Raw genomic sequence first — 16,670 nt, forward strand, 5'->3', positions numbered from 1 at the left:
AGCCCACTTGTTCGAGACTGAAACCGCGGAAACCGTCTTCCTGCGCACCTACTCCCGCAAGAAGCCCGACGGCTCCCAGGAGACCTGGCCCGAGACCGTAGAGCGCGTCGTAGACGGAAACCTCGCCCTGGTCGAGCCCCGGTACATCGAGGCCGGCGAGCGTCAGACGCTCATCGACCTGATCCAGAACTTCAAGTTCCTCCCCGCAGGCCGGCACCTCAAGAGCAGCGGCGTGAACGACTTCGCGCTGAACAACTGCTGGGCGTCAGGGTGGAACAAGGACGACCCCGCCGAGCACTTCGAGTTCACGCTCCTGCGCCTGGCCGAAGGCGGGGGAGTCGGAGCCAACTACAGCAGCCGGTACCTTCACAGCTTCCCGTGCGTCGAGAACCAGGTGATCGTCCACATCGTGTGCGACTCCGCGCACCCGGACTACGAGGATCTGGCCAAGGCCGGGCTCATCAGTGACGAGTACGACTACGAGTGGGCCGGCGCGTACTCCGTCGAGGACTCCCGCGAGGGCTGGGCCACGGCGCTCGGAGACCTGATCCGCACCGCCCACGAGCCGACCACGAAGCATCACAACCGGGTGTTCGACGTGAGCCGAATCCGCGGCAAGGGTGCCCCGCTGCGTTCCTTCGGCGGAACTGCCTCGGGGCCCGAGCCGTTCGCCCGCATGATGATCGAGGTCGGCAAGATCCTCTCGGAGGCTGCCGGGTGGCCGCTCAGCGGCATGGACGCCATGGCCATTGATCACCAGATCGCCACGGCCATCGTCGCGGGCGGAGTCCGAAGGTCGGCCCGCATGAGCATCATGGCCTGGGACGACAGCCTCATCGAGGAGTTCTTGGCCTGCAAGGGTTCGGACACAGCCGCGATGTGGACGACGAACATCTCGGTCGAGATCGACTCCGCGTTCATGAAGGCCCTGGAGGAGAAGAAGCCTCACGCACAGAAGGTCATGAAGGCGATTGCCGAAGGGGCCGTCGCGAACGGGGAGCCCGGCTTCTGGAACTCCGCACTGACCGCCGAAGGCGAGGTGGACGGCACCTACACCACCAACCCGTGCGGAGAAGCGACACTGACCCCCTGGGAGCCATGCAACCTGGGCTCGGTCAACCTCGGTCAGTTCGTTCATGCTGGAAAGCCGGACCTCGCCGGCCTGGAGCACGCGCACCGTCTCGCCACCCGCTACCTGATCCGTGCGACCTTCGCAGAGGTGGCCGACCCGAAGTCTGCCGAGGCCATCGGCAAGTACCGGCGTATCGGCGTGGGACACCTCGGTTTCGCGGACTACCTTGTGAAGCAGGGCATCAAGTACAGCCAGGCTCCGTACAAGCACGAGGTACGGTTCGACCTCGACTTCTTCGCGGAGACCGTGGACAAGGCCGCAGCCGAGTACGCAAACGAGCTGCGCATACCGGTACCGATCAAGAAGCGGGTGATCGCCCCGACCGGCACCACGAGCAAGCTGGCCAGCGCTTCCGGCGAGGGCATCCACGCCCCCTTCTCGGACTACTTCCTCCGCCGGATCAGGTTCTCCTCCATCGAGCCCACCGAGAAGGCGCAGATCGAGGAGTACGAGAGGAAGGGGTACCGCACCGAGCCGTGCGTCTACTCGGCCAACACGGTCGTAGTCGAGATCCCGACCGTGGACCCGCTCCTGCCGGCCTACCCCGAGTACGCCGACGCCTTTGAGCACGCAGGCGAGCTGACCCTTGAGCAGATGCTTTCGGTACAGCGCATGTACCAGGAGATATGGGCAGACCAGGCCGTCTCCTACACGGCCTCGGTGAACCCGGAGGTCTATACCGTCATGGACGTGTACGAGACTCTTCGCGGGTTCCTGCCCGTCCTCAAGGGAACTACGATCTTCCCGGAAATGAGCCGCCCGCAGTCGCCGTACGAGCGGATCTCCGAAGAGGAATACGAGAAGCGCATGTTCGAGATCGGTGAAGTCGTCGCGGATACCGGCTACGACGAGATCTGCGCCTCTGGGGCCTGCCCTGTCTGAGAGTTAGATCACGGCCCCTCAAGTTGGAATGTGACACTAGAAATGCGAGGATGAATACATGAGTGAGAGCCCCTTCGGAAGCGGTTCCCCCTGGGATGAGCCCACCGAGAACACCGCATCGAACAAGAACGACACGGAGTCGCCTGTGACCACTGCCGCCCCCGCCCCGACCGCCGCCCCCGAGGGCGTCACCGTCTCCTTCAAGGGCGGTCTCGGCTATGACGCCTCACTCGCCGTACTGCGAGCGGCGACCGTCGCCGACATGGACAACCTCCTGGAGGAGGAGGGGCCGGCCATCGCCTCCATGCTCCGAAAGATGGCCAAGATCCAGGCGTTCAACACCGAGCTGAACACCAAGGACAAGGGGGCCACGGCCAAGCCTGCGGGCAGGACCACCTTCTCTGGCGGCCGGGTCCAGCAGGAGGAAGGCTCCAGCGTCGTGGGCGACACCTGCCCCCATGGCCGCAAGCACTTCGCCAAGGGTGACTGGGAGGCGATGTTCTGCACCGAGCGCGAGAAGTCCGACCAGTGCCCGCCCGCCTTCAAGGACAAGAAGACCGGCAAGTACGTCCAGAAGTAGCAGCTCCAAACGTTGGAATGTGACACCAGGGGGCCGGGTGACCGGCCCGGCCCCCTTGCCCCAGAAAGGCAAGCGTGAAGTTCAAGAGCGTCATGGACGTGGAGCTGGTTCAGCAGCTCGCCAACGACGAGATGGTCTGTATGGCCGCCCGCGTCTCGACCATCGGCAACAAGGCCCAGAGCTACACCCGTGAGAAGAACCGGGGCCTGATCAACTTCCTTGTGCGCGACAGGCATGGCAGTCCCTTCGAGCACGGCTCGTTCACGTTCCGGATCTGCGCCCCCATCTTCGTCGTCCGCGAGTTCATGAGGCACCGGGCCGGCATGAGCTACAACGAGGAGTCCGGCCGGTACAAGGAGCTGGAGCCCGTCTTCTACATCCCGGCCGGGGACCGGCCGCTCGTCCAGTTCGGCAAGGCCGGAGCGTACGACTTCAAGCCCGGCACCTTCCGCCAGGCCCTCGTTGCGAGCGAGGCCATGCGGATGGCCTATACCGAGGCGTGGACCCAGTACCAAGCCATGCTCGACCAAGGCATTGCCCGCGAGGTGGCCCGCAGCGTCCTACCGGTCGGAACCTTCTCCACCTTCTACGTCACCTGCAATCCGCGGAGCCTCATGCACTTCCTGTCGCTCCGCACCAAGAGCGACCACGCCAGGTACAAGAGCTTCCCCCAGGTCGAGATTCAGATGGTCGCGGACCAGATGGAAGAGCACTTCAAGACCTACATGCCGATCACTCACGAGACCTTCGTGCAGCACGGCCGGGTGGCGCCGTGAAGCTCGCCAACGTCCTCGGGGCGCTCTTCCTGGTCCTGGTCGTAGTTAGTTCATTCCTCATCTGGGCCAAGGCTCCCTGCGGACTGTGGACGTATGCCAAGGCCGGCGACATCCCGAACCGCTGTGCGGACTACCGCCGTTGATGGCCGAGTTGGTCAGCCTCCTGGCCTTCTACCAGTGCCCTTGCGGAATGTCCTTCGTCATGGACTACCCCGCCGACGAAACCCCCGAAGAACCCGCAGCCTGCACGGCTTGCGAAACCCCTGGAGCGAACGAATGAACACGTGGATGACCGCAAACGCCTACGAGCGTGAGAACTCTCAGATGGACCTTCGGAACGTCCCCCTGAACAAGGTGACCATCGAGGTCAAGGAAGAGAACACGGCGCTGGTCACGTCCCTGCGGGACCAGCTTGCCCAAGCCGAGGCAAAGGTGAAGGAGCTGACCGACGCCCGGAAGTACTGGACCCAGCGGTACGACGACGAGAAGCGAGTCTCGATGGACTGGCGAGGCCGCTACGAGGCAGAGCGGACCAGGAAGACCGAGGGGGCCGGCCACCGCTACGTCCAGATCGTGAAGCACCTCGCAGACCGAAAGCGGGCCCTCCTGGGCGTCGTTGAGCGCGCCCAGCACGACAAGCGCTGGTCGGACGCCGCGAACGCCCAGGCCCACCTTGACGAGGTTCAGACGGCGATGCGAGCTGCCGGTGTTCTTTGAGATCTGGGACGAAGTTCCTCTTCACGTCTACATCCACAACAACATGACCGTCGAGCGGCGGATCGGGCCCATCACCGAGGAGTCCGAGTTCCCCTCCGTCCTGGAAGGCACCTACTGATGAGTGATCACGTCACCATCCAGCTTCACGTCAGCACGGGGTACGTCGGGGCCGACTACCACGACGAGATCCAGATGCACCGCCCCCACTGGGAGGCGATGACTCCGAAGGAGCAGGAGGAGTACTGCCAGGAGGAGTTGAAGTCGCTGATCGAGAACCACATCGAGTCGTGGTGGGAGGTCACCGACTGATGTTCGGGAAGAAGGCCGCGGCTCTGCGGAAGGTGGAAGCAGAGCTGGCGCTGAGCCAGCGAGCAGCCACGAAGCACCAGCAGGTAGCCCACCGACTCAACCTCTACGCAGACGAGTTGGAACGCGAACTCGACGTCGCCGTACGCGAGTACAGCGAACTCGAAGCGAAGTTTGACGCGCTCATCGCACAGCGAGACCGCGACCGAAGCGCGGAGCCGCCCTTTTGAGCGCGCGAAGTTGGAATGTGACACTGGAGAGCTCTTGAGAGTCATCGACTACAGCCTCAACGGCGACGCCATCCGCATCAACGTCGTTGAGACAGAAAAAGACCTCCCAGAGTTCCGGCGCTTCGTGGAGGTCAACCGGCGCGCACTCGGATTCGACACCGAGACGGACGGCCTCTCCTGGTGGGAGGACGGATTCCGAATCCGCCTCGCGCAATTCGGGAACGCTCACGAGAGCTACGTCCTCCCCGTGGAGAAGGGCGGCCTCTTCCAAGAGGATGCGATCAAGGCCGTCGGCTGGGTCCAGAAGCTCGTCATGCAAAACGGCACCTACGACATCCTCTGCATGGACCGGGTGTGGGGCGTCAAGGCCGAAACGGTGTTTCCCCGGCTTCTCGACAGCCGCATAGTCGCCCACCTCGTGGACAGCCGGGGGCGGAAAGACGGCGGCATTGGTCACTCGCTCGAAGAACTCACCCGCCACTACCTCTCAGCAGTGGTGGCCGATGAGGTGAAGAGCAGCATGACCGCCATCGCCAAGGAGTTGAAGGTCAAGAAGGCCGAGGTGTGGCCGGTCGTTCCGCTGGAACATGAGGGCTTCAACCTCTACGCCGGCATGGACCCCGTGCTCGCCTTCCGGCTGGCCCGGAAGCTCAAGCCGCTGATACCGGCCTCCGCCCGAAAGCTCCTCGACTACGAGCACCAGCTCGCCGCCGCGTGCGCCTACATGGTCCGCAAGGGCATCAAGGCGGACGTGCCGTACATCCAGGCCCGCGCGAACGAGCTGGCCCGTACAGAGGTCCACTTCAAGGACGTGGCCGCGAAGCTCGGGCTGGAGAACATCAACTCCCCGAAGCAGGTGGGGGACGCGATCATCAGCCGGGGCATCCGGCCGACCGACACCACCCCCACCGGCCAGCCCAAGGTCGATGACCAGCTGCTCAAGGCCCACCTCAGTGACCCCTTGTGCGAGGCGATCTACCAGGGCAAGAAAGCTGCCAAGGCGAAGAGCACGTGGTTCGACAATGCGCTGGCGAACCGCGACTCCGAGGATCGGCTGCACGCCGCGATCAACTCCACCGGCGCGCGCACGGCCCGCATGTCGATCAGCGGGGCGATACCGGCCCAGACCTTCCCATCCAAAGATTCCCTGGTCCGCCGAGGCTTCATCGCGGACCCCGGATACGTCGTCTGCGCCGTGGACTACAAGGCCCAGGAGCTTCGAGTCCTGGCCGCCTTGTCGGGAGACATGGCAATGAAGCGCGCCTTCCGCGAGGGGGCCGACCTCCACCAGATCACCGCGGACTCGGCGGGGGTTGACCGGAGCACGGGGAAGATGGCTGGGTTCCTGACCGTGTATGGCGGGGGCTGGGCCGCTCTGGCCTCCCAGGCCGGGGTCAGCGAGGAGACAGCACGGCGCGCGATCGACGGCTTCTTCGAAGCCTTCCCCAGGGTCCGGGAGTACTCCGAGGAGCTACAGAAGGAAGCCCGCCGGAACGGCTACATCACCACGAACACCGGGCGCCGGCTCCTTGTCGATAAGCGGCGACCGTACGCCGCCTTGAACTACGCGGTACAGAGTGCCAGCCGCGATGTGACCGGCCGCGCAATCCTCCGGCTCCAGAAAGCCGGATACGGGCCCTACTGCCTTCTCCCCGTCCATGACGAGGTGATCTTCCAGTTCCCGGAAGAGCACGCCTTGAAGGCCACCACCAAGGCCGCCCAAATCATGAAGGAAACCATGAACGGCGTCCTCATCGACACCGACGTGTCGGTCTACGGAAAGAGCTGGGGCTGCGGATACATGGCGGCCGGCCAGTACTGCGACCTCTGCGACACCATCCACAAGGAGAGTGAATGAGCAACGAGCACGACCCCTTTGACGAACTCGTCGGAGGCATCAGCAAGGAGATCCACGAACGGCTGATAGAGAGCACCGGCCTTGCGGCCCTCAAGTCCGCACGCATCGCCGGGACCATCATCCGGGAGGCGAAGGACTGGGGCGTACCGAAGGACCTAGCCGAAGTCATGGGGGCCGATGTCTGGCAGCTCCTCATGATCGGCACCCCCGTAGCGGAGGTGACCGAGTGAACACCGACGACTTCACCGTTGAGGGCATGGAGAACGGCGGCATCGTTGTCTGGATGAAGGACCGCGACGACCCGATAGCCGAGGGCGGCTGCTCCTGCTGCGGCGACAACGAGGTGACTCTCACCGACCTGATCAGCGCGGCAGAGATCCACTGGGGCTACAAGGAGAAGGAGGCCGCGGAGTGACCTCGTACCTCCTGTTCTCGTCGCCGGCCTGCGTCCCCTGCCAGCGCATGAAGCCCCTGATCGCCCAGGAATCCATCACGGCCGACGTGACCGTGACCGATGTCGTCGCCCCCGACGACCTCTTCGAGGTCCTGGCCGTGACCAGCGTTCCCACCCTCATGGCCATGAAGGACGGCCGAGAGGCCGGCCGCCTGGTCGGCCTCCTGAGTCAGGCCGACCTCGTTGAATTCTTCGAGGAAACGGCTTGATAGATGATCGACCCGACTGGGACACGTACTTCCTCGGAATCGCTCAAGCTGTCGCTGCACGAGGTGATTGCTGCCGCTGCCGCGTCGGAGCTGTGGTGGTCGGCCCTGACCGGCGAATCCGCGCTACGGGATACAACGGATCACCTCCAGGCGGCCCGTCGTGCAGCCGTGGAGAGTGCCCGCGCTGTCTCTCGGAAGCCCCCTCCGGCTCCTCATACGAGGAGTGTCTTGAGACTCACGCCGAGGCCAACGCCCTGCTGTACGCGGACTGGCCGGCCTGCCAGGAAGCGACGATCTACATAACGAGGGCACCGTGCCGGGACTGTACCAAGCTGATCCAATCGTCCGGCATACGTGAAGTCGTCTATCTCTCTGATGGAACAGTGAGCCGGATCGAACGGTAGGAACGCGAGAGGACCCCCGGCTTGCTGAGCTGGGGGTCCTTCTGCGTGCTGCGGTTGGTAGGGATGTCTACCAGGTGATCTTCTGGCCATCGGGGGTGACAGTGACCTGGAACTTCTCCAAGGTCGGGGTACCGGCCTCACGCCAGAGGCGAACATGGGTCTCGATGTCGTCCCAGATACGTTCTGGGCCTCCCTGGCGGACAGTCCAGCGGCCCTCGGTCTCGGCAAGTGCAGCCCACGACCCGTCTCCGACATCAACCAGCACGTGTTCCGTTCGACCGTCGCGGTCCAGGCTGATCCGCTGTGCACGGGGGGCCGCGATCTGGGCGACGAACCGCGTGTCCCAGTCGTTGATCACGTCGGCTCCGAGAGTGGTCAGCCGCTCGTCACCCTGGTCGATGTCGGGCAGCATTCCAAGCGGGGGAGGGGACTGGGGGCGGGCGAGCATGAAGGAGATCTGGCCGCCCAGGAATCGTCCCGACGCCGTCCCGTCGTCGTTGACCGTGAGTCGGGCGAGCTCGGAGGAGAACATCCAGCCACCGAGAGTAGCCAGGATGGTCCCGCCCGGACGCGTCTGCTCGACCCACGCGTAGGGAAGGGAGACGAGCCCACACGTCACGATCACGCGGTCATAAGGGGAACCAGCCGCGTGCCCGGCGAGTCCGTCACCCACGATCAGTTGCGGGTGATAGCCGCATTGGGCCAGTGCAGTTCCGGCGCGCGCGGATACTCCCGCATCGACCTCAACGGAGGTGATCCGCTCGTCAGTCAAGCGGTGGCAGCCGAGCGCGGTCGAGTAGCCCGTGCCCGTGCCGACTTCAAGGACCAGGTCATCATCCTCCACTTGAAGGTCTTCCCACATTCGGACGACCAGGCTCGGCATCGTGCTGGAAGACGTAGGCGCGCGCATGATCTCGCCCCGCAGATCGCCGGGCACAATCGTGCCGGCGATCTGAGTGACCAGAGACTCGTCCTCGTAGCACCGCTCCAGCCACAGCGGCGTGTGCGGCGTGATCGGCGTCCAGGCCGTAGGCCCGCTTCCGTCGATCCTGTCGAAGAACCCGCCGCGCAGAAACTCGTGCCGAGGTACGGCCTCCACTGCTTCTCGCCAGGGCCGCGTCCGTAGATGCCCGTTGGTCGCCAACATCTTCGCGAGCCGAAGGCGAAGCTCCTGCTCTTCGTTGCTCATGTCCTCTTCCTCTCCAGCAGATCTGCCATTGCCGAGACCATGGGGAGTCCCGTGTCCGGCTCCATCCAGGCCCACTGCCCGGACGGGTTGCACTCCAGGAACCACCATTGCCCGAGCTTGTCGATGGCGAAGTCGAACGCCCCAAAGACAAGCCCGAAGTGGGAGAGGTAGGCGCGGATGGACTCCTCGGTTCCCGGCGGTAGCTCGACCACGGAGTAAGTGAGCTTGTCGTAGTCGGTGCGCCAGTCCAACAGGTCCGAGTCGATACGGACGGCAAAGATCCGGTCGCCCATGACGGTCACCCGCACATCGGCGGTCTTGTCGATGCAGTGCTGGAACAGGTGTGCCGTGCCCGAAACGGAGTCGTCGATCTCGTCGGTGGTGACCGTTCGGACCTCGACCGTCGAAGACACTCCGTCGAGCCGGTACAGCGGTGTGGCGAGAGGCTTGTAGATCACAGACTGGTAGTGCGAGGTAAACCTACGGGCCTCGATCGGGTCCGAGGTGATCACGGTCGCCGGGACGTGAAATCCGCTCTGCACTGCTGCGGCGAGGCCCGAGGGCTTGAACTCGGCGTCCCCGATGCGGTGGGGATGGTTCACGTACAGACAGTTCGGCAGTGAAGCGATCACGCCTCCGAGGCCGTACCGGGCCTGCGTGATGGCGAAGCGCGCCGTTTGCTCGTCCAAGTGAGGGAAGGCGAATCCCGATGGCCGGCGGTAGTACATCGAGCGAATCTGCGTGAGATCCGCGGTGCGGGTCGGAGTCGTCAGCGAACCCTGAATGCCGTGAGGCGTGATGCGCGCCGCGAACGACAAGGTGGCGGGGAAGTCCCCAGAGTCGAACCGCACGACCGGGACACCCCGGTCGTGCAGCTCGTCAATCACCAGGTCGGCCGTGGGGTCGTCCAGATTGGTGACGACCAGCACCGGACCGAGTTCGGTCACTGGTCGGTGTCGTTACCCGTGTCAGAGTCCCCGCCACCGGAGCCACCACCACTGCTGCCGTCCGACGGGTTGCCCGTGTTGGTGGACGGGTTGGTACCCGAGCTGGTGCCGTGGCCCGGCATCATGAGCGGCTTTCCGGCGTGGTCGAAGTAGCGGCCGGTCTGGGTCGTGGGGTCCAGCTCGACCTTCGCGTATCCGGGAGCGAACGCGGGGTACGGGGCCATGCGCCGCACGCCCCACGGGACAGGCGTGCTGAGTCCGTTGGGGAGTGGTGTCCCCTGCGGAATCCGGTCGGAATGAACGAACATCATTGCCTCCATCGTGTGGTGGTGGATGACGCGGTTGGAGTCGTCATCCCCTCCCCGGACCGGGGAGAAGTCTTCACAGAGCGAACTTCGGCGCCTGATCTCGCACCTGCACGCCAGAGAAGGTGCAGGCATCGACCAGTTGGTAGTCGGTGTGATCGAGCTGATTCTGTGAGATCCAGCCGTACGTCCCTCTCGGCTGGAGCTCACTTCGTCCGCCTGCGGGCACTACCAGGGAGGTGAAGCAGGAGCCCGAGGTCAGGCAGACGGAACACCACGTACTCCGGTCGCGGGGAGTCTGTTAGGCGGAACGGCGGTTCCGATCACGGGCGAGCTTGAGCAGGCTGGCGTACTGCTTCCGCTGGTGCTCCGTGGGCTCCCTCAGCCGTCGCTTGTCCGCTTTGACGGTGTTGCCCCAGGGACGCTTGAGGTCCACGATGTTGGTGCTGTCCAGGTAGTGAAGGACGCCGACCATCTCAGAAGCGGGGTCGTAGACGAGCTGTCCAACACGCAGGCTGGTAAGGAACGTCTCCCCAGCCTTCGGGGCGATGCGTCTGTACGGTCGATAGATCCTGGCGGCGGTGGCCATGGAATCCCTCCCTTTCTCGACTATGGGGCAAGGCCGTCCCACCCAGACGACCGCAGGGAACAAGGTGTGCGAGGCAGTTGGGCCCGACTAGGGGTCAGGGAGAGGACGCCCTGTCCGCGAGGGCCGAAACTATGAGGGCAACTGCGGTCCCCCAGATGAGGATTAGCAGGATCGACCCGGCCAGCGAGCCATCCTTCCAGCCCTTTGGCAAGCGAAGACGCCTCACGGGTCGCCGGTCTCCAGGCGGCCGGTGATCACCCTGACCGCCTGAATCGGCGTGAGGCACTGGGCCTCCTGGGGGCTTGCCGGCCTGCACTGCTCCGCGTGCTGCTCCCACTGAAAGCCGCCCGGACGAACCAGGATCAGCTCGTGACCGTTGATGTTCTCAACCTGGCCCACGAGTTGACGCGGCTGGTCCATGACGACTTGACCTCGGCGGTAGATCACGGGCCCTCTTCCTACTGCCTGCATGTTTCGTTCCGAGAGCAACCTTGTCTCTGTAGCCGTCCTCACGCCGCACCCTTCGAGGGCGCAGCCTCCTCGTCCTGGTTGGCCGGCACCAGCGCCGTGGCCGTGTTCAGGAAGGCGGTGAGGCGCTCAGCGGACGGGATGTCGCAGGGGCCGAGGTTGATCACCGGCTTGTCGCGTTCCCCGGCCTGCAAGCTCATGTAACGCAGGTTTACGCCGATGCCCAACAATGCCTGGTAGAGGCCGGCGTAGGCGAGCTGAGCGCGCTCCTGGGGGATGTGTTCCGAGTGGATCGGACTGCTCTTCGGCTCGCGCTTGGGGAGAGTGCTCTGCGGGGGCATAGCGGCTCGCTTCCTGGGAATCTGATTCAGCGTTGCTGTCTCCTTGTTCTGAGTCACAGGCTGTGGCGCGCTGGGTAGGCTCCGCTAGTAGGTGAGGCGACACACGAGCTTTGTAACGAGGGGGCGTTGAGCTTTGGCCAAGACATATGGCGAGTGGTTGAAGGAGCAGCGCGAGGCGAAGGGCTGGAGTCAGCAGGAGTTAGCTGACAGGGCGGTCATGTCCCGCTCGCTCATCACGGCGTTCGAAACGGGCCGGCGGTACCCGTCCGAAACCGATGCGAAGCGCTTGGACCAGGCGCTGGGCACGGGGGACGTGCTGACCACGTTCCGGCCGAACCAGTCCCCAGATGTGCAAGTGGCCGACTGGTTCGAGAAGGCGTTGGAGTTCGAGCGGCAGGCCATCATGATCCGTGAGTTCGGCCTCTCGTTCATCCCTGGCAGCCTCCAGACGGAGGCGTACGCAACGTCTGTGATCAACGCGGGATACCCACGTGTGAGTGAAGCCGAGCGACACAAAGCCGTCGTAACACGACTCACCCGAGGGAAGCTCCTTGAGGACCCCGTGCATCCGGCACTATGGGCTCTGTTGGATGAGGCGGTCATTCGTCGCCCCATAGGGGGGCACGCGGTGATGGCTGAGCAGCTGAACCACATCATCGAGCTTGCCGACGCAGGGCGGATCAGAGTCAACGTGCTGGAGTTCGGTACGCTGCCGCACCCTCTCCTGGACGGCATGAGCACGCTGATGTGGTTCGAGGACCAGCCGCCGATCGTCTACGCCGAAGGGATGCGCATGGGCCAGATCCATGACAGCCCGGCCATGGTCGAGGAGATCCAGGGGGCATACGATCTTGCCCTGAGCGAGGCGTTGCCGCTTCAAAAGTCACTCGCCCTGTTGAGGGCGGTAGCGGAGGAATACAGGAACCATGGCTGAGCACCACATCCCGGACGCGTCCGTCTTCAAGGGCTGGCGCAAGTCTCGCCACAGCGGCTCCCAGCAGGGGAGCTGCGTCGAGGTGCTGGACGACTACCCCGAAGGCGTGCCGGTTCGTGACAGCAAGCGGCCCAGTGGCCCCGCAGTGGTCTTCAGGGACGACTCCTGGTCGGCGTTCGTGAAGACGCTCTAGCAGTCGCCGGTTGCATGAACTAACCCCCCCGGCACCCCTCTGGCCCGGGGGTTAGTTCTTCTGGCGCAAGTTGGAATGTGACATGCGGGGTGGGGGTCGCAGGTCAAGGCGTTGTAGTGTGGCGATCGTCCGGTTGTAAAGCCGTCCACTACGTGACCGCCGCGCGGTGCAGCATCACATCGCCCACCGCGAGGCCCGCGCCCAGCAGCGCGAGCAGACCGCCCGCGAGCCCGAGCCGGCCGGCGTCACGGTCGACGACCGCCTGCACGGCGAGGCCGACGGCGAGCGGCAGCGCGGCGATGGAGAGCTGGAGCAGCAGTCCCCACAGGGTGGCCCTGACCTGGCCGCCGAGCTGACCGCGGCCGAGCCAGAAGAGGAACCGGGTGCCCGAGCGGACGTCGGGGACGCCTGGATCGGCGTAGGGGAGATCGTGAATCTGCATGTCGTCCCAGGGTCTTCCGGTGCGTCTTCGGCCCGGGCCGGATGGTGCGAGCGCTGCAAGGTTCACCCTCCGACGGGGCGGTCGGCAATCGAATTTCCCGCGGCCGGGCCCAGAACCCGCCAAGATCGCGATGCGGAGGTCGTGGCGGGGCCGCGGACCGCCGGAAGCGCCGACGGAAGGACAGCGCGGCCACCGCACTCCCTCCCGCGAGGGACCCGCCCGGTGGGTCAGGGACGCGTCGCGCGTTCCAGCGCCAGCAGGACGGACTCGTAGCTCCGCCCCGTCGCCCGGTCCATCCCGATCTCACACATCCGGTTGGCCGACAGGTGGAGGTCGAAGGGCCGCGCCGTGACCTCCGCCGCCTCCCGTGCCGTCGCCGAGGCCGTCAGTTCCGGATGGAGCATCCCTCGGTCGCCCGCGAAGGCGCAGCAGCCTTCGTCGGCGGGCACGACGACCTCCGCGGCGCAGGACCCGGCGAGCGCGGTCAGCCGGTCCACGTCACCCAGGTGTCTCATGGAGCACGTCGGATGGACGACCGCCGAGCCCACCACGCGCCGCACGTCCAGACGCGGCAGCAGTTCGTCCGCCGCCCAGACCAGCGCGTCGACGACGGTCAGCTCGGCGTGCAGGTCCCGGTTCTCCTCGGTGAGGTACGGCACCACCTCGTGCGCGATCCCGAGCGCGCACGAGGACGCGTCGACCACCAGCGGCAGTCGCCCGCCGGCCGTCCAGCCCCAGGCAGCCTCCACGATCCGGTTCGCCATCACCTCGTTGCCCCGCCGGTACCCCTTGGAGTGCCAGATCGTCGCGCAACACGTCCCGGCCACGTCCCGCGCGATCCACACCGGCTTTCCCGCGCGGGCCGAGAGCATCACCACCGCCTCGGGGAGCGAGGGTCCGCGCCGGTCCCGCGTACCGGCGAAGACGCGGTTCACACACGCCGGGAAGTAGACGGCGCGGGCCGCGGGCCGGTGTGTGCGCGGCAGGCGGCGGGGGGCGGCGCCCGGGATCTCGGGCAGCCATTCCGGTACGAGGTCCGGACGCACGGCCCTGCGCGCGAGACCGGTGACCGATTCCAGGAGACGGTCGTCGATCCGGTCGGCGGCGGCGACCGCGAGCCGCGCGGAAGCCTCCACCACACGGAAGTTCCGGGCGGCCAGCGCGGCGATCCGCTCCTCGCGCGGCGTATGGCGCCGGTGCCGGAACTCCCGCATCAAAGCCCCGGTGTCGATGCCGACCGGGCAGGCCAGCTTGCACGTCGAGTCACCGGCACAGGTGTCCACCGCGTCGTAGCCGTACGCCTCCAGCAGGCTCGCCTCGACCGGGGATCCGTCCCGCTGTCGCATCATCTCCCGGCGCAGCACGATCCGCTGACGGGGTGTCGTCGTCAGATCCTGGCTGGGGCAGACGGGTTCGCAGAAGCCGCACTCGATGCACGGGTCCGCGATCGCCTCGATCTTCGGGATCGTCTTCAGCCCGCGCAGGTGCGCCTGCGGATCGCGGTCGAGGACGATCCGGGGGGCGAGCACCCCGTCCGGGTCGATCAGTTCCTTGGTCCGCCACATCAGCTCGGTCGCCTTCGGGCCCCACTCCAGCTCCAGGAACGGCGCGATGTTGCGGCCGGTGGCGTGTTCCGCCTTGAGCGAGCCGTCGTAGCGCTCCACGGTCAGCGTGCAGAAGTCGTCCATGAAGGCCGCGTACCGCTCGACGTCCGAGGGTTCGCCGGCGTCGAAGGCGAGGAGGAAATGCAGATTGCCGTGCGCCGCGTGCCCCGCCACCGCCGCGTCGAAGCCGTGCCGGGACTGGAGCTCCAGCAAGTCGGCGCAGGCATCGGCGAGCCGGGCCGGCGGCACCGCGAAGTCCTCGGTGATCAGTGTCGTGCCCGACGGGCGGGAGCCGCCCACGGCGGTCACGAACGCCTTGCGGGCCTTCCAGTAGCCGGCGATCTCCCCGGGGTCCCGGGTGAAGGCGTTGCGTACGGAGGCCACGGGCGCCACCAGGTCCAGCCGCTCCAGGAGTCGCGCCGCCACCTCCTCGCGGGCTTCCAGACCCGCGAGGTCCGGGGCCCGGAACTCCACCAGAAGGGCCGCGGTCTCCCGCGGCAGCTCCGCCCAGTCGGCGGGCACCCCGGCGACGCTGACGGACGCCCGCAGCGTGTTGCCGTCCATCAGCTCGACCGCCAGGGCTCCGGAGTCGGTGAAGTGCGGCACGGCGGCGGCAGCGGCGGGCAGCGAGGGGAAGAACAGCAGCGCCGTCGACACCATCCGGTCCAACGGCAGGGTGTCGAAGACGACCTCCGCGATGAAGCCGAGGGTTCCCTCCGATCCGACCATCAGGCCCCGCAGGATCTCCACCGGGGTGGCGCCGTCGAGGAAGGCGTCCAGACGGTAGCCGTTGGTGTTCTTGATGGCGTGCTTGGCGCGGACGCGGGCCGTCAGCTCCGCGTCGGCCTCGAGCTCGGACTTGAGCGCCCGCAGCCCCGCGCACAGGCGCGGCTCGGCGCGGGCCAGCTCCTCGTCGGCGGCCGGGTCCGCGGTGTCGACGACGGTGCCGCCGGGCAACACGAAGGTCAGCGCCGAGACGGTCCGGTAGGAGTTCCGGGTCGTGCCGGCCGTCATGCCCGAGGCGTTGTTGGCCACGACGCCGCCGATGGTGCAGGCCGCCGCACTCGCCGGATCGGGGCCCAGGACACGGCCGTACGGGGCGAGCGCCGCGTTGGCGCGGACGACGGTCGTGCCCGGACGGACACGCGCGCGGGCGCCGTCGTCGAGGACCTCGACCCCCACCCAGTGCCGGCGGACGTCGACCAGGATGTCCTCGCCCTGCGCCTGCCCGTTCAGACTGGTCCCGGCCGCCCGGAACACCACCTCGCGGCCCTTCCCGTGCGCGTACGAGAGGACCGCGGAGATGTCGTCGATGTCCTCCGCGACCACCACCACCTGCGGAACGAACCGGTAGGGACTGGCATCGGAGGCGTACCGCACCAGGTCGGAGACCTTCGAGAGCACCTTCTCGGGTCCGAGGACCGCGGCCAGTTCCTCGCGCAGGTGCCGTGGCGTGCCCCGGGACTGGAGGTCGGGGACCCGGTCGGGGGCCGGTCTGCGCTTCGTACCGGGACGCAGGGCCTGCGGGTTCGGCTCCAGCAGTGGCATGGCACGGCTCCCCTCGGCGCTCCCGGCGCCCGCGAGATCAGCAGCGGCGCTCCGGAAGCGGGTCGACCAGAGCGGACAGCAGACCTCCGAGCGCCTCGCGCTGGTCGACGGTCAATGGAGCAAGGATGTCCTCCGCGGCGGCCCGGCGCGCGCTCCGCAGCGCGCGCAGCGTGGCGCGCCCCTCGTCGGTGAGCTCGATCCGCACCACCCGGCGGTTGGCGGGGTCGGCGGCACGGCGCACCCGGCCGGCCGCTTCCAGCCCGTCGACCAGGCTCGTCACGGCCCGGGGGACGACCTCCAGCCGCGCGGCCAGATCGGCCATCCGGGGCGGCCGGTCGTAGTGCGCGACGGTGCGTAGCAGGCGGGACTGCGCCGGGGTGATGCCGACGGGCTCCAGATGCCGTTTCTGGATACGGTGCAGACGCCGGGTGAGGCGCAGCAGCTGCTCGGCCAGCAGGCCGTCGGCGTCGGAGTCGCGCGAACCCTCCGCGGCGCTCGTGCGGCCGTCCGTGTGGCGCGGGCGGTCCGGGGTGTCCCTGCCGGGAACCGGGGTGTTCATGCC

General features: G+C 66.5%; 23 protein-coding genes and 1 pseudogene. 15 read left to right on the forward strand and 9 right to left on the reverse strand.

All coding sequences use genetic code 11. From position 1 onward, the window contains the following. Positions 1 to 7 precede the first annotated feature (7 nt). The 13 genes from nrdJ (at position 8) to OG393_RS35545 (ending at position 7,548) form a co-directional block, all read left to right on the forward strand. A complete protein-coding gene (nrdJ, locus tag OG393_RS29300) occupies positions 8 to 2,014 on the forward strand; it encodes a ribonucleoside-triphosphate reductase, adenosylcobalamin-dependent (protein WP_327377696.1) in 2,007 nt (668 codons plus the stop codon). A 58-nt stretch (positions 2,015 to 2,072) separates the two neighbouring features. Then, positions 2,073 to 2,594, forward strand: a complete 522-nt coding sequence (locus tag OG393_RS29305; RefSeq protein ID WP_327377697.1) for a hypothetical protein — start codon at positions 2,073 to 2,075, stop codon at positions 2,592 to 2,594. Positions 2,595 to 2,686: 92 nt separating this feature from the next. Then, positions 2,687 to 3,370 carry an FAD-dependent thymidylate synthase gene (gene thyX, locus OG393_RS29310; protein WP_327378588.1) on the forward strand — a complete coding sequence of 228 codons (684 nt, stop codon included), beginning with the start codon at positions 2,687 to 2,689 and terminating at the stop codon, positions 3,368 to 3,370. Then, positions 3,367 to 3,513, forward strand: coding sequence for a hypothetical protein (locus tag OG393_RS29315; RefSeq protein ID WP_327377698.1), 147 nt, complete (start codon positions 3,367 to 3,369; stop codon positions 3,511 to 3,513). Before thyX ends, OG393_RS29315 begins: the two co-directional genes overlap by 4 nt. 145 nt (positions 3,514 to 3,658) lie before the next feature. After that, positions 3,659 to 4,087 carry a hypothetical protein gene (locus tag OG393_RS29320; RefSeq protein WP_327377699.1) on the forward strand — a complete coding sequence of 143 codons (429 nt, stop codon included), beginning with the start codon at positions 3,659 to 3,661 and terminating at the stop codon, positions 4,085 to 4,087. After that, complete coding sequence (locus OG393_RS29325; RefSeq protein WP_327377700.1) at positions 4,077 to 4,205, forward strand: hypothetical protein; 129 nt, start codon at positions 4,077 to 4,079, stop codon at positions 4,203 to 4,205. Before OG393_RS29320 ends, OG393_RS29325 begins: the two co-directional genes overlap by 11 nt. Further along, positions 4,205 to 4,396: a DUF7167 family protein gene (locus OG393_RS29330; protein ID WP_327377701.1), complete on the forward strand. Its 192-nt coding sequence runs from the start codon at positions 4,205 to 4,207 to the stop codon at positions 4,394 to 4,396. The genes OG393_RS29325 and OG393_RS29330 overlap by 1 nt, the downstream gene beginning before the upstream one ends. Next, positions 4,396 to 4,623 carry a hypothetical protein gene (locus tag OG393_RS29335; RefSeq protein ID WP_327377702.1) on the forward strand — a complete coding sequence of 76 codons (228 nt, stop codon included), beginning with the start codon at positions 4,396 to 4,398 and terminating at the stop codon, positions 4,621 to 4,623. Before OG393_RS29330 ends, OG393_RS29335 begins: the two co-directional genes overlap by 1 nt. Before the next feature lie 34 nt (positions 4,624 to 4,657). Then, complete coding sequence (locus OG393_RS29340; protein ID WP_327377703.1) at positions 4,658 to 6,481, forward strand: DNA polymerase; 1,824 nt, start codon at positions 4,658 to 4,660, stop codon at positions 6,479 to 6,481. Then, positions 6,478 to 6,711, forward strand: a complete 234-nt coding sequence (locus tag OG393_RS29345) for a hypothetical protein (protein WP_327377704.1) — start codon at positions 6,478 to 6,480, stop codon at positions 6,709 to 6,711. The genes OG393_RS29340 and OG393_RS29345 overlap by 4 nt, the downstream gene beginning before the upstream one ends. Then, entirely contained in the window at positions 6,708 to 6,896 is a 189-nt protein-coding gene (locus tag OG393_RS29350) for a hypothetical protein (RefSeq protein ID WP_327377705.1), read from the forward strand. The genes OG393_RS29345 and OG393_RS29350 overlap by 4 nt, the downstream gene beginning before the upstream one ends. Beyond that, positions 6,893 to 7,144, forward strand: coding sequence for a thioredoxin family protein (locus tag OG393_RS29355; protein ID WP_327377706.1), 252 nt, complete (start codon positions 6,893 to 6,895; stop codon positions 7,142 to 7,144). The genes OG393_RS29350 and OG393_RS29355 overlap by 4 nt, the downstream gene beginning before the upstream one ends. Next, entirely contained in the window at positions 7,141 to 7,548 is a 408-nt protein-coding gene (locus OG393_RS35545) for a deoxycytidylate deaminase (RefSeq protein WP_442817374.1), read from the forward strand. Before OG393_RS29355 ends, OG393_RS35545 begins: the two co-directional genes overlap by 4 nt. Positions 7,549 to 7,615: 67 nt before the next feature. On the opposite strand, the gene tgmC is transcribed toward OG393_RS35545, so the two are convergent. The 6 genes from tgmC to OG393_RS29385 form a co-directional block, all read right to left on the reverse strand. Then, positions 7,616 to 8,737 (reverse strand): ATP-grasp peptide maturase system methyltransferase, encoded by a 1,122-nt coding sequence (tgmC, locus tag OG393_RS29360; protein WP_327377707.1) that lies wholly within the window; start codon positions 8,735 to 8,737, stop codon positions 7,616 to 7,618. Then, entirely contained in the window at positions 8,734 to 9,684 is a 951-nt protein-coding gene (tgmB, locus tag OG393_RS29365; RefSeq protein WP_327377708.1) for an ATP-grasp ribosomal peptide maturase, read from the reverse strand. Before tgmB ends, tgmC begins: the two co-directional genes overlap by 4 nt. After that, positions 9,681 to 9,992: a putative ATP-grasp-modified RiPP gene (gene tgmA / locus OG393_RS29370; RefSeq protein ID WP_327378589.1), complete on the reverse strand. Its 312-nt coding sequence runs from the start codon at positions 9,990 to 9,992 to the stop codon at positions 9,681 to 9,683. Before tgmA ends, tgmB begins: the two co-directional genes overlap by 4 nt. Positions 9,993 to 10,290: 298 nt before the next feature. Continuing rightward, entirely contained in the window at positions 10,291 to 10,464 is a 174-nt protein-coding gene (locus OG393_RS29375) for a hypothetical protein (RefSeq protein ID WP_327377709.1), read from the reverse strand. Between the two features lie 336 nt (positions 10,465 to 10,800). Further along, positions 10,801 to 11,025, reverse strand: coding sequence for a hypothetical protein (locus OG393_RS29380; protein ID WP_327377710.1), 225 nt, complete (start codon positions 11,023 to 11,025; stop codon positions 10,801 to 10,803). A gap of 62 nt (positions 11,026 to 11,087) precedes the next feature. Further along, positions 11,088 to 11,387: a hypothetical protein gene (locus OG393_RS29385; RefSeq protein ID WP_327377711.1), complete on the reverse strand. Its 300-nt coding sequence runs from the start codon at positions 11,385 to 11,387 to the stop codon at positions 11,088 to 11,090. A gap of 133 nt (positions 11,388 to 11,520) precedes the next feature. Between OG393_RS29385 and OG393_RS29390 the strand changes: the two genes are divergently transcribed. Together OG393_RS29390 and OG393_RS29395 are read left to right on the forward strand one after the other, a co-directional pair. Further along, positions 11,521 to 12,321 carry a helix-turn-helix domain-containing protein gene (locus OG393_RS29390; RefSeq protein ID WP_327377712.1) on the forward strand — a complete coding sequence of 267 codons (801 nt, stop codon included), beginning with the start codon at positions 11,521 to 11,523 and terminating at the stop codon, positions 12,319 to 12,321. Beyond that, positions 12,314 to 12,514 carry a DUF397 domain-containing protein gene (locus OG393_RS29395; protein WP_327377713.1) on the forward strand — a complete coding sequence of 67 codons (201 nt, stop codon included), beginning with the start codon at positions 12,314 to 12,316 and terminating at the stop codon, positions 12,512 to 12,514. Before OG393_RS29390 ends, OG393_RS29395 begins: the two co-directional genes overlap by 8 nt. 151 nt (positions 12,515 to 12,665) lie before the next feature. On the opposite strand, the pseudogene OG393_RS29400 reads toward OG393_RS29395, so the two are convergent. The 3 genes and pseudogenes from OG393_RS29400 to OG393_RS29410 form a co-directional block, all read right to left on the reverse strand. After that, positions 12,666 to 12,956 (reverse strand): annotated as a pseudogene (locus OG393_RS29400) (ABC transporter ATP-binding protein); the annotation flags it as partial. A 227-nt stretch (positions 12,957 to 13,183) separates the two neighbouring features. Continuing rightward, positions 13,184 to 16,108: an FAD-binding and (Fe-S)-binding domain-containing protein gene (locus OG393_RS29405; protein ID WP_327377714.1), complete on the reverse strand. Its 2,925-nt coding sequence runs from the start codon at positions 16,106 to 16,108 to the stop codon at positions 13,184 to 13,186. Between the two features lie 37 nt (positions 16,109 to 16,145). Then, positions 16,146 to 16,667: a MarR family winged helix-turn-helix transcriptional regulator gene (locus OG393_RS29410; RefSeq protein ID WP_327377715.1), complete on the reverse strand. Its 522-nt coding sequence runs from the start codon at positions 16,665 to 16,667 to the stop codon at positions 16,146 to 16,148. Between the last annotated feature and the right edge of the window lie 3 nt (positions 16,668 to 16,670).

Origin of the sequence: Streptomyces sp. NBC_01216, from assembly GCF_035994945.1 — a bacterium.
Lineage (GTDB): Bacteria > Actinomycetota > Actinomycetes > Streptomycetales > Streptomycetaceae > Streptomyces.

Coding starts and splice junctions, on each gene's coding strand:
- OG393_RS29410 (WP_327377715.1), bottom strand. CDS start 16,667: ATGAACACCCCGGTTCCCGGCAGGGACACCCCGGACCGCCCGCGCCAC.
- OG393_RS29330 (WP_327377701.1), top strand. CDS start 4,205: ATGAGTGATCACGTCACCATCCAGCTTCACGTCAGCACGGGGTACGTC.
- OG393_RS29305 (WP_327377697.1), top strand. CDS start 2,073: ATGAGTGAGAGCCCCTTCGGAAGCGGTTCCCCCTGGGATGAGCCCACC.
- OG393_RS29395 (WP_327377713.1), top strand. CDS start 12,314: ATGGCTGAGCACCACATCCCGGACGCGTCCGTCTTCAAGGGCTGGCGC.
- tgmA (WP_327378589.1), bottom strand. CDS start 9,992: ATGTTCGTTCATTCCGACCGGATTCCGCAGGGGACACCACTCCCCAAC.
- OG393_RS29375 (WP_327377709.1), bottom strand. CDS start 10,464: ATGGTCGGCGTCCTTCACTACCTGGACAGCACCAACATCGTGGACCTC.
- OG393_RS29335 (WP_327377702.1), top strand. CDS start 4,396: ATGTTCGGGAAGAAGGCCGCGGCTCTGCGGAAGGTGGAAGCAGAGCTG.
- tgmC (WP_327377707.1), bottom strand. CDS start 8,737: ATGAGCAACGAAGAGCAGGAGCTTCGCCTTCGGCTCGCGAAGATGTTG.
- OG393_RS29385 (WP_327377711.1), bottom strand. CDS start 11,387: ATGCCCCCGCAGAGCACTCTCCCCAAGCGCGAGCCGAAGAGCAGTCCG.
- thyX (WP_327378588.1), top strand. CDS start 2,687: ATGGACGTGGAGCTGGTTCAGCAGCTCGCCAACGACGAGATGGTCTGT.
- OG393_RS29405 (WP_327377714.1), bottom strand. CDS start 16,108: ATGCCACTGCTGGAGCCGAACCCGCAGGCCCTGCGTCCCGGTACGAAG.
- OG393_RS29345 (WP_327377704.1), top strand. CDS start 6,478: ATGAGCAACGAGCACGACCCCTTTGACGAACTCGTCGGAGGCATCAGC.
- OG393_RS29320 (WP_327377699.1), top strand. CDS start 3,659: ATGACCGCAAACGCCTACGAGCGTGAGAACTCTCAGATGGACCTTCGG.